Raw genomic sequence first — 16,401 nt, forward strand, 5'->3', positions numbered from 1 at the left:
GCGCCGTCTAGAGGAAGTATTTGCATAATAATCTATGATTATGTAATTTTTATAATCTCTTATTTTGGAGTAGGGGATAAATCTTTAGCTAGATGAACAATTTCTTCAATAGTAAAGCTTACATCTTTATTATTGCGAATAACAAACAAATAATCAGCCTCATTTTCTATAGGATCTACCACATCATCGTGAAGTGATTCAGTTTGTTGTCGATCAAATACTTCTTTGAAACTAGAATATCCACCTCTAAAAATATTGGTACTTCGCGTGCTTCGAGCCACTCTTTCTTAAAGTACATCATCTGGAATGTCAAAATGAACGAGTATGCGTACATATTCATTCTGTGGAAATAATTCGTTTAGTAAATATAACCTTCCATTTTTACTGCGATTGGAGTTACTAATGATAAGGTGTAAATTTGAATGTTCTTTCGCATAATCAACAATGAATTTTGAAAGACCGTGCTTAAATGTATTAGGGCCTTTAGCCGGCTGTAATTTTTCGTAATGCGTGTTAATAAATTCAGCTTGATTATCTTGATCCATAACGAAAGAGTGGGGTAACTCTTTTTCTAATGCTCTTGCAAATGTAGTTTTTCCACTGTGTGTTTTTCCAACTGTAATGATGACTAATCTTTTCATGACGCCCTCCATTTGTATTGTTATGAACTGGAATATTCGGTGTAGATCGAAATCTTCCTGCTAGAGATTACACAAATTATTGGAGCGTTAGTAGGCTGAAAACTTGACAAAAAAACTTATTTATGCTATAATTTACCAATATAAAAATAAGGTGTATAATAGGGTTCTCCTGGCCAGGGGAACCCTATTTTTGTTGTGAAAATGAAGGAGAGTGTATGTGCGTGAAACAAGGTGAAGCAAGTGTAACGTCGTTAGTATCAGCATTCGGAAGGGCGTATCATAGTGAATTTGATAGTCCTAAAATCTTTAATGATTATGTAGCTAAAGATTTCATTTCACAAAAAGAACGTAATAATATTGAAACGAACATGGTTCAAGGGATTCACTTTTTCAATACAGACATTGCAGAGCAGTTTCAAGACAATCCAAAAGAAATATTAAAATGGATTACACAAGTTCAGTTATCACCAACACCTTTAGCACGTGCCGCATATTGTGAAAGAGTATTACTACATGAAATTACATTAGGAGCGAAACAATACGTCATACTCGGTGCAGGCTTAGATACGTTCAGTTTTAGAAACCGAGAGTTAGAGAATAAAATAGAAATATTTGAAGTGGATCATCCTTCTACGCAGGCGTTTAAGAAGGAAAGAATAAAAGAAGTAGAACTTGAAGTTCCAAATAACCTTCATTTTGTTTCGATGGATTTCACGAAAGGATTTTTCTATGAGCAGTTACGAAATGAAGGATTTGAAAATAAAAAGACGTTCTTTAGTCTATTAGGTGTAACGTACTATTTAACGAAAGAGGAACTTTCTAGTTTAATAGAATGTTTATTTGAGGTGGTTCCGGCAGGAAGTTCTATCGTTTTCGATTATCCCGATGAAAACTTGTTTACGGAAAAGGGACTGTCCAATCGAGTTGAAAATATGGTAAAAATGGCTGCGGTAGGCGGAGAACCGATGAAATCATGTTTTTCTTATGCCGAAATGGAAGCATTGTTAGAGAAGGCGGGTTTACTCATTTATGAACATTTATCGCCAGAAGATATAAATACATTATATTTTGAAGAACGAAACGATTATTTAGAAGCTTTTGAGACAGTGCATTATGTGCATGCGGTGAAAAGGTAGGAAATTAGTAGGCATGGGGAGGAATCTCTGTGTCTTTTTTTATAAAAAAGGAAATGAGCTGTAGTGGTGGAAAATATAATTATAAATATGTATAAATTAATGTTTTGTAGAAACTAAAGGGAAGGGGAAATAGAAGATGTTGAAATTACGAGGAAAATACAATGAAGCAAAAGTATATACTACGAATGTAGAAGAAACGGCAGCAGGTCAAATTATTGATCTTTGTAACCAAGAATTCGTAAAGGATAGCAAGATTCGTATTATGCCAGATACACATGCGGGTGCAGGTTGCACGATTGGGACAACAATGACAATTCAAGATAAGATTGTTCCTAATTTAGTCGGGGTTAACTAATCGGCTCAGACTTTAAACTACTCACTCAATTGACTGGGAACCCTAACGATAAAAGGCGAGGGCAATCAGCAGCCAGTGGTTATGGTGACATAATCGAATGGTTCAGAGACTTGTACCATGTTAGCAGACTAAGGTACAGAATTATTCCTCATCCATTTTGAGTTGAAGAGGAATAATTAATACGGTGAGCCTACAGTAGAGACTGCATATCTCGATGACTGTAGAGAAGGTATAGTCCACACTTTCAGGAAACTGGGAGGTAAGTACGATATTGGTTGTGGCATGGAGGTTGTTATAATTAATAAGAAAAAAGAGGAAATCAACTTCGATTACTTAGACGAAACGATACGTAAATTTGTCCCAAGTGGTTTTCGTATTCGAGATAAGGAACATAGATTTTCAAAAATGATTGATTTTGATAGTGTAAGAGCCCCGTTTACATTGCAACGTGCTCAAAAAAGTATTGGTACACTTGGCGGGGGCAATCATTTTGTCGAACTGAATGAGGATGATGAAGGAAATGTATACATTGTTATTCATAGTGGTTCGCGTAATTTAGGGAAACAAGTAGCAGAGTATTATCAAAACTTTGCTTACGAGCAACTTATAAACGTTAAATCTATTAAAGAAGAAATGATTGAGCGTTTAACGAAAGAAGGCAGACAACAAGAAATACATGAAGCTTTACGTGAAATTAAGAAACCGGTGATTCGTAAAGAATTAGCTTATTTAGAAGGACAAGGATTTAAAGATTACATGAATGATATGAAAATTGCACAAAAATATGCGGAGTTAAATCGTAAAGCAATGATTGATGAAATCGTCACTAAAATGGATTGGAAAGTAACAGATCAATTCACTACAATCCATAACTACATCGATATGGACAATATGATTCTAAGAAAAGGTGCTATTTCAGCTCAGAAAGATGAACGAGTAATCATTCCAATCAATATGAGAGATGGTTCAATCATTGCATTTGGTAAAGGAAATCCAGATTGGAACTTTTCTGGCCCTCATGGAGCAGGGCGTATTATGAGTCGCAAGAAGGCGAAAGAAGTACTTAACTTAGAGGATTTTCAAAATACAATGACAGAGGTTTGGACTACATCTGTTGCAGAAAGTACTTTAGATGAAGCACCAATGGTATATAAGCCAATGGATGAAATTATTGAGAATACAAAAGAAACAATTGATATTAAACATATTATTAAGCCACTTTACAATTTTAAGGCTAATTAAAAGAGGAGTAACGTTTATTAAAGAAAGAGAACTTGAAAAGATAGCATATTTTGTGGCGGTTATATAACAGAGATTAAAAAGACAACATATTAAACTAAGAGATTCATCATATTCATTTACATTTATGTAATGTTAAAGACTAGAAAGCTATATTGGCGCGAATTGCTAATTGTGGAGTGTGAAAAAAGACAAAATCTCTTAAAAAACACTTAATTTTTTATTCCATTAATCTTTACAATCTCCCCCTATAATGTGAATTGGACAAGCACCTAAGAGAAAGCAGAATATGTCAGTTTGTACATTCTATTATTAGGGGGAGAATTTGTATGAAAAAGACAGTTGCTTCGTTAGCAGTTATGGCGGCATTATTACCTACATTTTCAGCACATGCGGAAGGGAAAGAGCAAGTTCGAAAATCAGCTACAACTTTTAATGTTATTAGTGACATTCAAGGTGATTTAGGAGATTTTGATCACGTATTAAAAGATATGAATAAAGTAACGCCACTTTCTAGAGCGCTTATTATGAATGGGGATATAACGCCGACTGGACAACAGTCACAATATGATGATGTAAAGCGTGTGTTAAATAAAAATAAGCATCCGGAAAATGTATGGTCTACTGTTGGGAATCATGAGTTTTATGCTGGTAAATGGACAGCGGATGGGAAACTCTCTCAAAGTACATGGCCAAATGGTGTAACGGAAGAAACACTATTTGGTCGCTACTTACAATTTAGTGGACAAGAAAAGGTATATCATAAAAAAGAATTAGATGGCTATCCACTTTTATTTTTAGGAACTGAAAAATATATGAAATACCACGATTCAAAAATGTGGGACGAAGTATATATGAGTGATGAGCAATTAGGTTGGTTAAAACAAAATTTAGAAGAGTATAGTCAAAAAGATAAAAATAAGCCAATCTTTATTTTCTCTCATCACGTTTTACCTGATACGGTATCGGGATCAAGACAATCGCCGTATTTACAAGATTATTTAAACGTGGATAAATTGTACGATATATTAAAAGACTATCCGCAGGTTGTTTTCTTCACGAGCCATACGCATTGGGATTTAAACTTACCTGACTGGGCTGGTAAAAAGAAAATTAAAGGCGGAGATGAAAAAGGTTTCACTGTTGTAAATACGGGCGGGATTGAAACAGGCTGGATGTCAGCAGGACCAAATGGAGGAGAGAAAACTGCTCCTGATGGCTATTCATTTAAACAAGGGTTACAAGTGAAAGCATATGGTAACGATGTAATTGTGACAGCTTATGATTACAAACGTGATAAGGATATAAAGAAGTTATTAATTAGTGATTCAAAAATTGCGCAGATGGCACCAAATGTAACGGCAGATGATAGTGAAAATATAATTGTCGGTGCAACTGAATATATGGAGTATTCTATAGAAGGAACGAATGAGTGGCATACGTATAGTAAAGCAAACCCTCCGAAATTTGATGGGGATAAAGTCGTATACGTACGCCATAAAGGTGAAATGAATTTAGAGCCGGGATTAACACAGTTACTTCGTTTTTCGGTAAATAAGTGATTGGAGGGAGTCTGCATTTGAATGTGTGGGCTCTTTTTATTTTGTCACTTTTTGTCGGTAAGTCGATATATTTGAGAAATCGCCGATATAAATTGAGAATCGCTGATATATTTTGAAAATCGCCGATATAAATTGAAAATCGCTGATATATTTGAAAAACCGCCGATATAAATTTCATGTACCGAATTTTAATACATTTTTAACCGAGAAAGATGACTTCACCATTTTTACGTGTAATAATAGTAACGTTACATATATTGTGAAAGAAGTACAAAAGGAGCGTTACAATGAATTTAGCTAAATTCCCGAGAAAAAAATATACAGAATCATATACACCAATTGAAAAGTTAAACAACTTTTCTGAAGCACTTGGTGGCCCGACTATTTATTTTAAACGAGATGATTTACTTGGTTTAACAGCTGGTGGCAATAAGACGAGAAAATTAGAATTTTTAGTTGCAGATGCACAGGAAAATGGTGCAGATACGTTAATTACAGCTGGTGGTATTCAGTCAAATCATTGCCGCCTGACACTGGCAGCTGCGGTAAAAGAAAAAATGAAATGTATCCTTGTATTAGAGGAAGGGCTTGAGCCAGAAGAGAAGAGAGACTTTAACGGAAACTATTTCTTATATCACTTATTAGGTGCTGAAAATGTCATTGTTGTACCGAACGGAGCAGATCTTATGGAAGAAATGCATAAAGTAGCACAAGAAGTAAGTGAAAAAGGTAATACACCATATGTAATTCCAGTTGGTGGATCAAACCCTACGGGTGCTATGGGATACGTTGCTTGTGCGCAAGAAATTATGGCGCAATCATTTGAGCAAGGAATTGATTTCAGTTCAGTTGTTTGTGTAAGTGGTAGCGGCGGTATGCATGCTGGTTTAGTTACTGGTTTTTCTGGAACACAAAGCCATATTCCTGTAATCGGGATTAACGTAAGTAGAGGAAAAGCTGAGCAAGAAGAGAAAGTAGCAAAACTTGTAGATGAAACTTCAGCACATGTTGGTATTCCAAACTTTATCTCGCGCGACGCTGTTACGTGCTTTGATGAATATGTAGGACCAGGCTATGCGTTACCAACGCCGGAAATGGTAGAGGCAGTTCAGTTACTTGCGAAAACAGAAGGTATTTTACTTGATCCAGTGTATACAGGTAAGGCAGTAGCGGGATTAATCGACTTAATTAGAAAAGATAAATTTAATAAGGAAGACAATATTTTATTCGTACATTCAGGTGGTTCACCAGCTTTATATGCGAATACTTCTTTATTTGCGTAAGTGTAAAAAGCATTGGGTATCCAATGCTTTTTTTGTTATATACTGGAATTACCGAGAGGTAGGAGGATGATATGAATTCAAATTTAAAATGGATTATATATACGGTACTCGGCATTTCTATTCTATTAATCTTATTTGTGGCTTATGGGGTGTATTCTTATTTTATATTTTAAAAGCGTAATGGAAGTGAACCATAATGTAATGTATGTTATAGTTTGATATGTTAATTACTTACAATACTTTCTACAAGGAGAATACATAATGAGAGCAAAGAAACTAGTAACGTTAGCAGTTCCATTTATGCTATTAGTCGGATGCGAGGTAGGAGATAAAGATTCTACTCATAAGACTGAGCAAACTAGTAAAGCAATAACGAAAACAGTAATTTCTGAACAACAGTATCCGTACTACATATGTGAGCAAGTGGTAGAGTTCCAATTTAAGAAGGATGAACTGTTACTAAACTTAGGAGAATCCTTAAAGGACAAAGAAAAAGCAAAAGCTGTTTTAAAAACATCAAACGAGATAGATAAAATTTTAGACAATATGGAACACATAAAAGTACCTGATACATACAAAGACATTCACAAATCCATACAAGAAGGGGTAACAGAGGCAAGAAAAGCAACCAAGTTAATTAAGGATGCTGGTAAAGAAGATAAACAGAAGATTCAAGAAGCTACAATGAAAGGTACTGAATTTTTATCAGGTGTAGACGGAGAGCATTGGAAAAAAGCAATTTATGAGTTATCACAGGAAAACAAAGATGCTTATAGTAAGGCACTTGATAAGAAAGTAAAGGAGCACTCAAAGTAAAACAGTAACTTGTAACAATACATATCCACCTAAAATTTCCGCGAATGCTATGCTAGGAAGTTAGGTGGGAGATTACTGTCCTTAAATGTGGCTGATTAAAGCTACAGCCACATTCTCCTGTTCTAATTAACTAAAAGAAGAACTTCCCCATCCCGATTAGACTACTGATCATTCCTATTCCACTCATGGTGCCTTTTCCTGCTGTAAGTAAGTTTCCAAGCATTCCTAGCTGACTGTTACCTCCGTTATTTCCCCATCCCATTGGGGCCCACGGACCACCCCATCCTGGAGAGTTTCCGAAAATACCCCCGTTATTGGTATTGAATTTAAAAGCCTTAGCTGGCGGCGATAGTAAAGCTGCGAGATGACCTTGTGCGAACATCCCTGTATGATTGAATGGTTGCGCCCAGGGGAAGGGAGGTTTTTGAAAATTAAAACCTGCATGACCTGGTAATGGAGTCCAATTAGCAGGGTGACCTTGTGGTAGTATCTCTGCATAATTAATTGGCTGCTGCCCCCAAGAGAAGGGAGGAGGTTGGGGATTGAACCCCGTATAATTGGCTGATGAATCCCAACTAACTGGATAGACTCGGTAACTCCAATTCTCAGGAAGCTTCAAATCATTCATTACCTCAGATGTAGTTATTTCGGGCTGTGAATATAATGAAATTTGGTTAGTATATTGTTGCCCATTTCCCTTTGAATTCAAATACCAATATTGGTCCATACGCTTATTCTCCTCACTTTAAAAATGTAATGTTAGACTTAGCCTATGTAATATTCCTTTTTATGGATGGTTACATAACTAGATCTACAAGCCTGTATTTAAAGGAATGGGTGCGTAGTCTTTTTGATTTTTCTCGCTGCCTGTAAAATTCTCATTGATTTAAAGCTTCACTTTATTTTAGAAGGGGATTTTCAGTTGCTTCTTTTTTGTATTTCAGCCTAATTTAAATTCCGTTAACAAACATTTTTATAAAGGTTTAATCAACAAAAAGATTTTAAAATGGTATGTTGAGCAAGTGGAATTGCTAAAAAGAGAATATCCATTCGAAGAGTTTGGCAAAATACTGCAAGGGTAATATTTTCTTGTGCAAATATGTAAACGATTTAAACGAATCAATGAAATTTATAATGAAGGGGCAATTAAATATATGAGTGAAACATTACATAAAAGAAAACCACCATATGTAATGCTTGTAATCCTTTTTATTGGGGCATTTGTTTCATTTCTAAATAACTCCCTTTTAAATGTAGCCTTGCCATCAATAATGAAAGATTTAAACATTCAAGATTATTCAACGATCCAGTGGCTTTCTACAGGGTATATGCTTGTAAGTGGTATATTAATTCCGGCCTCAGCATTTTTAATAACGCGTTTCTCCAATAGGAGCCTATTTATTACATCTATGGTGATTTTTATTCTTGGTACTGCCTTAGCGGCTGTAGCACCTAACTTTGGTTTATTACTTACTGGTCGGATGGTTCAAGCGGCAGGCTCTTCAGTTATGGGACCTTTGTTAATGAATATTATGCTAGTAAGCTTTCCAAGAGAAAAAAGGGGAACAGCAATGGGGATTTTTGGACTAGTTATGATTACAGCTCCAGCAATTGGGCCGACACTATCAGGTTATATTGTAGAGTATTATGACTGGCGTTTGCTTTTTGAAATGATTTTACCGTTAGCAATCATTAGCTTACTGTTAGGGATTTGGAAATCTGAGAATGTCATGAAACAAAACAAAAATGCAAAACTTGATTATCTCTCATTACTATTATCTTCTGTCGGTTTTGGCGGTTTGTTATATGGATTCAGTTCTGCAAGCTCCGATGGTTGGACAAATAAAGTTGTCTTAACAACCTTAATCATAGGCGCAATTGCCCTAATTGCTTTCATTATTCGTCAATTAAAAATGGATGAACCGTTATTGGATTTACGTGTTTACAAGTACCCAATGTTTGCACTTGCGTCTGTAATTGCAATTGTCAACGCGGTGGCCATGTTTTCGGGTATGATTTTAACACCAGCTTATGTACAAAACGTCCGTGGCATTTCTCCGCTGAGCTCTGGACTGATGATGCTTCCAGGTGCGGTTATAATGGGGATTATGTCACCAATTACAGGTAAACTATTTGATAAATATGGTCCTCGGATTCTTGGCATAGTGGGGCTTTCCATTACAGCTGTTTCAACTTATATGTTGGCAAGTCTGCAAATTGACTCTAGTCACACACATATTATTCTTATCTACACACTGCGGATGTTTGGGATGGCGATGGTTATGATGCCACTTATGACAAATGGTCTTAATCAATTGCCAACTCGCTTAAACCCGCACGGTACAGCTGTTAATAATACGGCTCAACAAGTGTCCGGTTCGATTGGTACTGCTATTCTTGTTACGATTATGAACTCTGTAACAAAAACAAAAGCTGAAAGTTTAATGTCTCATATAGATCCAACAACCTTTACAGAAACTACGAAGGCAATAGTAACTCAGAAGGCTTTATTATCTGGAATTCAATATTCGTTTTATGTAGCGCTTGGCATGAATGTTGTTGCACTACTATTAGTTTTTTTCGTTAAACGTGTAGATACAAGTGCGGAAGCTGTCGAGAAGCTAAATCGGTAGAGAAAAATAAAACGCTTGATAATGATTCCTACAAGTTTTTTGCTGCTAAGGCGCCGGTATTTAAAGCTGGAAAAGAACTAAAAGAAGCAGGGAAATAATTATATAGTAAAAGAGGACCTGATGTTCATATCAGGTCCTCTTTCATTAGTAACACGGTATACTTGCTTATCGTATTGGTTTAACTAAACTACTGATTTTTCGAATACTACAATCTTAAGCTCGTCAACTTCTCTATTTTTGGGGTGTTTTAGAAGAAAATGAATCAAAATAATCGTTTTTATAAACAAATACAAGAGATGAGATCCGTTTGCAATTTCTCATAAACATTACAAGTTTAGATTATCTTTTAACACCAACATTAAAAGGCTCCAACTATATTTATTCGCTTCATTTTAATTTAGTATTTTTCTACAAGTTATAAATCTAATTGCCAAGCTTATACGTAATATCATAATCATGAATAGTTAGGGAAAAGATAAAATAAGGTAATCAATTACATATCTTTATCCCAGGCGATTAGTTGCTATTTCCTCTTTATTAAATGGGATATGTTATCCCGCATTAACGGGCAGTAAGACCCCCACCTCAAAATTTAGCGGAAGCAAAGAAGTTAGGTGGGGGATCAACTGCCCGTAAAAGCCCGATTGGTTCAACTAATAATCAGTGGGGGATGAACAAAACCCCCACTGATTAAAGTTTCACTTTATTTCATGCTTTTTTGAAAGGGTGTTTTAAATGGAAAAAAAAGTATCTGCCATTCCTCAGCCGAAAACATATGGACCGCTGGGTAATCTCCCATTAATCGATAAAGATAAACCGACCCTATCCTTTATCAAGATAGCGGAAGAGTATGGTCCCATTTTTCAAATTCAAACTTTAAGTGATACCATAATTGTCGTTTCCGGACATGAACTGGTAGCAGAAGTCTGTGACGAAACACGGTTCGATAAAAGTATAGAGGGTGCTTTAGCAAAAGTTCGCGCCTTTGCTGGGGACGGATTATTTACTAGCGAGACTCACGAGCCTAACTGGAAAAAAGCCCATAATATTTTGATGCCTACATTTAGCCAACGGGCAATGAAAGATTACCATGCCATGATGGTCGATATTGCTGTACAACTCGTTCAAAAATGGGCACGGCTTAATCCGAATGAAAACGTAGATGTTCCGGAGGATATGACTCGTCTTACGTTAGATACAATTGGTCTATGTGGTTTTAATTACCGATTCAATAGCTTTTATCGTGAGACACCTCATCCTTTTATTACTAGCATGACCCGTGCTCTAGATGAGGCGATGCACCAATTGCAGCGGTTGGATATAGAAGACAAACTTATGTGGAGAACGAAACGTCAATTTCAGCATGATATCCAATCTATGTTTTCTTTAGTAGATAATATTATTGCTGAACGTAAAAGTAGTGGAGATCAGGAAGAAAATGATTTACTTTCCCGTATGTTAAATGTGTCAGATCCGGAAACTGGTGAAAAATTAGATGATGAAAACATTCGTTTCCAAATTATCACTTTTTTAATAGCTGGGCATGAGACAACAAGTGGATTGTTATCTTTTGCAATTTACTTTTTATTAAAGAATCCGGATAAATTGAAAAAAGCCTATGAAGAAGTAGACCGTGTTTTGACAGATCCTACTCCAACATACCAACAAGTTATGAAACTGAAGTATATACGGATGATTTTAAATGAATCACTGCGTCTATGGCCTACCGCTCCAGCATTCAGTCTCTATGCAAAAGAAGATACAGTGATTGGCGGGAAATACCCAATTAAGAAAGGAGAAGATCGTATTTCTGTTCTTATTCCACAGCTACATAGGGATAAAGATGCATGGGGAGACAATGTGGAAGAATTCCAACCTGAACGATTTGAAGAGCTGGATAAGGTTCCTCATCATGCTTATAAGCCATTTGGAAATGGCCAGAGAGCATGTATCGGTATGCAATTTGCACTTCATGAAGCCACTCTTGTAATGGGAATGCTTCTTCAACATTTTGAATTAATCGATTATCAAAACTATCAGCTGGATGTAAAACAAACATTAACGCTAAAGCCCGGTGATTTTAAGATTAGGATTCTACCCCGAAAACAAACTATTAGCCATCCTACTGCTCTTGCACCTACAGAGGACAAGCTGAAAAACGATGAAATTAAGCAGCACGTTCAGAAGACACCTTCTATTATTGGGGCCGATAATCTTTCACTTCTTGTTCTGTATGGCTCGGATACAGGGGTAGCAGAAGGTATTGCAAGAGAATTAGCAGATACAGCTAGTTTAGAAGGAGTTCAAACGGAAGTGGTAGCTCTTAACGATCGAATTGGAAGTTTGCCAAAAGAAGGAGCGGTACTTATTGTGACTTCTTCTTATAATGGAAAACCACCAAGTAATGCAGGGCAGTTTGTGCAATGGTTGGAGGAACTAAAAACAGATGAGCTAAAAGGGGTTCAATACGCAGTTTTTGGTTGTGGAGATCATAATTGGGCTAGTACCTATCAACGGATTCCAAGATACATTGATGAGCAGATGGCTCAAAAAGGAGCAACAAGATTTTCTAAACGCGGAGAAGCAGATGCAAGTGGTGATTTCGAGGAACAGCTCGAGCAATGGAAACAAAGCATGTGGTCTGATGCGATGAAGGCATTTGGATTGGAGCTCAACAAAAATATGGAAAAAGAGCGCAGTACTTTGAGTCTGCAATTTGTCAGTCGTCTTGGAGGATCTCCTCTTGCACGAACATATGAAGCAGTTTATGCGTCTATACTAGAAAATCGTGAACTCCAATCATCCAGCAGTGATAGAAGTACACGACATATCGAGGTATCCTTGCCAGAAGGCGCTACATATAAAGAAGGAGACCACCTTGGAGTGCTGCCAGTTAATAGCGAGAAAAATATCAACCGAATTTTAAGACGCTTTGGATTAAATGGGAAGGATCAAGTTATACTGAGTGCAAGTGGACGAAGTATAAATCACATACCTTTAGACAGTCCTGTTAGTTTATTGGACCTTCTTAGTTATAGTGTTGAAGTTCAAGAAGCAGCCACTCGAGCACAAATACGAGAAATGGTAACATTCACAGCATGTCCTCCTCATAAAAAAGAATTGGAAGCATTATTAGAAGAAGGAGTTTACCATGAACAAATACTAAAGAAACGGATTTCAATGTTGGACCTTCTTGAAAAGTATGAGGCTTGTGAAATCCGATTTGAACGCTTTTTAGAACTTCTTCCTGCGCTCAAACCGCGTTACTATTCTATTTCAAGCTCTCCACTCGTTGCACAGAATCGTCTGAGCATTACGGTCGGTGTTGTTAATGCGCCTGCATGGAGTGGGGAAGGGACATATGAAGGAGTCGCTTCTAATTACTTAGCTCAGCGTCATAATAAAGATGAGATTATCTGTTTCATTCGAACGCCACAATCAAACTTTGAATTACCTAAAGATCCAGAAACACCAATTATTATGGTTGGGCCAGGTACTGGAATTGCACCATTCCGTGGATTCTTGCAAGCGCGTCGTGTTCAAAAGCAAAAAGGTATTAACTTAGGAGAAGCACATCTATATTTTGGTTGTCGTCATCCTGAAAAAGATTATCTTTATCGTACAGAACTAGAAAATGATGAAAGAGATGGATTAATCTCTTTACACACAGCTTTTTCTCGTCTAGAGGGACATCCAAAAACATATGTACAGCATTTAATAAAACAAGATAGAATCAATTTAATTTCGTTATTAGATAATGGAGCTCATCTTTATATATGTGGTGATGGAAGTAAAATGGCTCCGGATGTAGAAGATACCCTTTGTCAAGCATATCAAGAAATTCATGAAGTCAGTGAACAAGAAGCAAGAAATTGGTTGGATCGTGTGCAAGATGAAGGGCGATATGGAAAAGATGTTTGGGCTGGTATATGACTGTTTCTTAATTAGATACATATTAACTAATGAACTTCTTTCGAATAAATTTCACTTTATTAGTATAGTGTATTTAGATGAATGGTGATTAACCGGACTATTTAGTATCTACTAAATAAAAAACAGGACCTGATATGCATCTATCAGGTCCTGTTTCACATAGACATTATACATCGATATTTTCCACGCATTATCAATGTTTGTAATGTAGTTAGCCTTTTGAGTCAGCTATAAAATCAGATATTATTTTTTCAATATCGAAAGGAGTAATCCCTTTATCCAAAGAAAAAATGCTTTCTGCTTCTTCGATGTCTTGAACGAGTTCACCTCTAGCTTCAATATGTAATCGGAACAAGTCATATAAATTCGGTTTAACTAAATTAGTTAAAGCCTTCCCAACTAGTATCATACCTTTTTGATTAGCCTCGATGGTATTATCATAAGTTAGATCTCTCGTAAGAGACAAATCTGTCCAAATCAATTTTCGTTCCTTTAAGTCTAAAATAACTGGAATAGAGATTTGGGTGTCGGCAGTAATATCCACTTTATCTTGAACAGTAGAAGGTTCAAATATTTCACCTGAACCAGGATATTGACGAACCATCCAACCAGTAAAGCATTCTGGTAAATCTTTATACGGTTGGTCTGTGTAAGAAAGCAAAGTCATTACTACATAGCGTGCACCATATTTCAGCACAGACGGAATATCGAAATCAATGAATTCAGATGCCCCCTTTGGTGCAGAAGTAATATCTCCGCTATGGTAGGCTTTGAAATTTTTTGAACGTAAGTTCGTGAAGGATACATGTTCTTTGTATTGCCAATCTTCGTCGTACATTGCAGCAGATAAATCAATGTCAACGCGTCCTGTATGTTGTCCATTCACATAGCCTTCTTTCCACCATAGGAAAAAACGAATCGTATCTCCTTCTGGCAAATCTACTTTACTTCCTCGAGATAATGTGCGAAGCGCTTTGCTGGCTGAACGTTGAGAGAAGGGAACTAAGTGATTTTTTAACTGTTCATCCAAAAATACTTTTCCGAGACTTGGAAGTTCTGCGAAGCGATTTTTTAAAGTATCTTCACACATTTTTACAATCATTAAACAAATATCCTCTGAGATAAATGGAAGTGTATTTTCGATACCTATAGCTTTTGCTACATTTCCCTTTGGAAAAAAGGTACGAAATTCATTTTTATCATTTCGATGCTTAAAATGAGCTGTGAGTTGAAGTAATACAGGAGTAGAAACGTTTCCTATTATACTTAGAAAATCTTCGAGAATATTGAAAACATCTGTTGACTTATCACTACATAAACGGATTAAATGATCCAAGCGTCTGGCAAATTCCCCCGGGCGAGTTTTTAAAAGATTTTTCGCTGTCATGATATCACGATTCAACAAAGCTGCTTCTATTTTTCCATTAAATGTTTCAACTTTAATGTTGTTGCGAAGAATCTCAAATGCTCGGTGGGTTTTTGGGAAACGAGTATGATATTCTGCTGGATGAAGAATTTCACCTAAACGAATCCAACGTTTTTTGTATCGAAGCATATCTTCGGTAATGTTTCCGCATTGCTCTAACAATCCTAAAAGGAAGCGTCTTTCTGCTCGGTTAAACTTCTTGAATCGGACGGAGGATGCTAAACTCACATCGCCTTCAGATAAAGCAACTGCAAGGCGAAGAACATCAGTTGCTGTTTTAAAATACTTTGCAGCAGCATCGGCTGATATTTTTCTGTTTATTAATAAAACCCCAATTATAAAAGACATATTTTCCTTATGAGGAATTACATTAGGTAGAAAACAGGAAACATCTTCAGTGTGTGTAATAGCCCATTCTACATCCGTCTTATCAGTTGAGGAAATAGAGCTGTTTGCACTAATCAATTGAGAAATCATTTGATTGAAATCTTCTTCACTTCCTAAGTCAATAACTTTCAAATCAACTCTATCTAAAAGAGGGAGTCGTTCTTCTACTTTTGATACAGGTAGGCGCAACGTCACATAATGAATAATGGCATTAATGTATAAATCAGCGTCACTTAAATCCATCATTTGTTGCGGAAAGTTTGGATACATAGGAGTAAACTGAATATGTGCTCCAACCATTTCTTTTAAATGTTTTACCAACTCTTTGTAAAACGATGTGAATGCATCAACCGAAAGTGTTTGCAACTCTTCTATTAAAGGCTCGGAAAAAGTAAATCCTAAATTTTCCAAGTTTTTTAAAACAGTGGCTAAATAAATGTTCGGTAGTTTATTTTCTTCTCTTTTTATAATTACTTTCAAACTTCTTCTTATGTAAATAGAATTTTTCATGAGAACGCCAGCTATTCACGCCTTATAAAAGAGGGGAATAGTCTGACTGTCCTCCTTTCAGTGGTAGATTTTTATTTTTATATGTATAAACACACTAATTGTAGAAAAATGCACAGAGGGTACATAGCTATTTTTTAGTGGAAAATTAGGGATATAACATTTAGTTGTTAAGTGGTAATTTGTTAATTAAGAAAAGAAAACCTCTACATCAATGGTTGATAAACTAAAGTTTATGCAATCCCAAAGAAGAAAGAGGTTTTATAGTCTAATTATTTTTCATAGGGAATTGACAACTCTAAAACAATTTGAAATTTCTACAAAGAAGGAAGAATTGTCATAGCCTATGTGTTTAGCAGGAAAGTAACATCCCTATTTGGCCAAAGAAGTTAGAAGGAAGGAACGTCATAGCCTGCTTTATTAGTATATTCTCTTGCGAAGAGCAATTCAAGTATACTGTCTGATTTTTTATTTTTTTCTTAA

The 16,401-nt window shown here is 36.1% G+C and carries 10 protein-coding genes and 1 pseudogene; 8 read left to right on the forward strand and 3 right to left on the reverse strand.

Features of this window, described 5'->3' with window-relative positions; all coding sequences use genetic code 11:
* Window positions 1-59: 59 nt before the first annotated feature.
* Window positions 60-641 (reverse strand): annotated as a pseudogene (locus AU379_RS07970) (ATP-binding protein).
* A gap of 215 nt (window positions 642-856) precedes the next feature.
* Between AU379_RS07970 and AU379_RS07975 the strand changes: the two are divergent.
* The 6 genes from AU379_RS07975 to AU379_RS08000 all read left to right on the forward strand — a co-directional run bounded on the left by AU379_RS07975 (window position 857) and on the right by AU379_RS08000 (window position 7,032).
* Window positions 857-1,777: a class I SAM-dependent methyltransferase gene (locus tag AU379_RS07975; protein ID WP_082769917.1), complete on the forward strand. Its 921-nt coding sequence runs from the start codon at window positions 857-859 to the stop codon at window positions 1,775-1,777.
* Window positions 1,778-1,913: 136 nt separating this feature from the next.
* A complete protein-coding gene (locus tag AU379_RS07980; protein ID WP_000916247.1) occupies window positions 1,914-2,132 on the forward strand; it encodes an RtcB family protein in 219 nt (72 codons plus the stop codon).
* A gap of 282 nt (window positions 2,133-2,414) precedes the next feature.
* Entirely contained in the window at window positions 2,415-3,374 is a 960-nt protein-coding gene (locus tag AU379_RS07985; RefSeq protein WP_016118245.1) for an RNA-splicing ligase RtcB, read from the forward strand.
* Window positions 3,375-3,700: 326 nt separating this feature from the next.
* Window positions 3,701-4,933 (forward strand): DUF4073 domain-containing protein, encoded by a 1,233-nt coding sequence (locus AU379_RS07990; RefSeq protein ID WP_000754269.1) that lies wholly within the window; start codon window positions 3,701-3,703, stop codon window positions 4,931-4,933.
* A 287-nt stretch (window positions 4,934-5,220) separates the two neighbouring features.
* Window positions 5,221-6,216 carry a D-cysteine desulfhydrase gene (locus AU379_RS07995; RefSeq protein WP_001046619.1) on the forward strand — a complete coding sequence of 332 codons (996 nt, stop codon included), beginning with the start codon at window positions 5,221-5,223 and terminating at the stop codon, window positions 6,214-6,216.
* Between the two features lie 261 nt (window positions 6,217-6,477).
* Window positions 6,478-7,032, forward strand: coding sequence for a hypothetical protein (locus tag AU379_RS08000; RefSeq protein WP_001201801.1), 555 nt, complete (start codon window positions 6,478-6,480; stop codon window positions 7,030-7,032).
* 130 nt (window positions 7,033-7,162) lie between these two features.
* On the opposite strand, the gene AU379_RS08005 is transcribed toward AU379_RS08000, so the two are convergent.
* On the reverse strand, window positions 7,163-7,759 hold the full coding sequence (locus AU379_RS08005) for a hypothetical protein (protein ID WP_044795138.1): 597 nt from the start codon (window positions 7,757-7,759) through the stop codon (window positions 7,163-7,165).
* A 427-nt stretch (window positions 7,760-8,186) separates the two neighbouring features.
* Here AU379_RS08005 and AU379_RS08010 point away from each other — a divergent pair, with 427 nt between their 5' ends.
* Window positions 8,187-9,665 (forward strand): DHA2 family efflux MFS transporter permease subunit, encoded by a 1,479-nt coding sequence (locus AU379_RS08010; protein ID WP_000005138.1) that lies wholly within the window; start codon window positions 8,187-8,189, stop codon window positions 9,663-9,665.
* Window positions 9,666-10,400: 735 nt separating this feature from the next.
* A complete protein-coding gene (cypD, locus tag AU379_RS08015; protein ID WP_000412773.1) occupies window positions 10,401-13,598 on the forward strand; it encodes a bifunctional P-450/NADPH--P450 reductase in 3,198 nt (1,065 codons plus the stop codon).
* A gap of 211 nt (window positions 13,599-13,809) precedes the next feature.
* Here the strand turns inward: cypD and AU379_RS30195 are convergent, their stop codons facing one another.
* The gene (locus AU379_RS30195; protein ID WP_000798021.1) at window positions 13,810-15,921 is read right to left on the reverse strand and encodes a TerD family protein; all 2,112 of its coding nucleotides are present in this window, start codon (window positions 15,919-15,921) and stop codon (window positions 13,810-13,812) included.
* Window positions 15,922-16,401 lie beyond the last annotated feature (480 nt).

The sequence above is a fragment of the Bacillus sp. JH7 genome, from assembly GCF_001563515.1.
Lineage (GTDB): Bacteria > Bacillota > Bacilli > Bacillales > Bacillaceae_G > Bacillus_A > Bacillus_A cereus.

Bases quoted from the DNA above. Each gene is read 5' to 3' on its own strand.
- AU379_RS07985 (WP_016118245.1), top strand. From the start codon at position 2,415: ATGGAGGTTGTTATAATTAATAAGAAAAAAGAGGAAATCAACTTCGAT.
- AU379_RS07995 (WP_001046619.1), top strand. From the start codon at position 5,221: ATGAATTTAGCTAAATTCCCGAGAAAAAAATATACAGAATCATATACA.
- AU379_RS07975 (WP_082769917.1), top strand. From the start codon at position 857: ATGTGCGTGAAACAAGGTGAAGCAAGTGTAACGTCGTTAGTATCAGCA.
- AU379_RS08010 (WP_000005138.1), top strand. From the start codon at position 8,187: ATGAGTGAAACATTACATAAAAGAAAACCACCATATGTAATGCTTGTA.
- AU379_RS08005 (WP_044795138.1), bottom strand. From the start codon at position 7,759: ATGGACCAATATTGGTATTTGAATTCAAAGGGAAATGGGCAACAATAT.
- AU379_RS07990 (WP_000754269.1), top strand. From the start codon at position 3,701: ATGAAAAAGACAGTTGCTTCGTTAGCAGTTATGGCGGCATTATTACCT.
- cypD (WP_000412773.1), top strand. From the start codon at position 10,401: ATGGAAAAAAAAGTATCTGCCATTCCTCAGCCGAAAACATATGGACCG.
- AU379_RS30195 (WP_000798021.1), bottom strand. From the start codon at position 15,921: ATGAAAAATTCTATTTACATAAGAAGAAGTTTGAAAGTAATTATAAAA.
- AU379_RS08000 (WP_001201801.1), top strand. From the start codon at position 6,478: ATGAGAGCAAAGAAACTAGTAACGTTAGCAGTTCCATTTATGCTATTA.
- AU379_RS07980 (WP_000916247.1), top strand. From the start codon at position 1,914: ATGTTGAAATTACGAGGAAAATACAATGAAGCAAAAGTATATACTACG.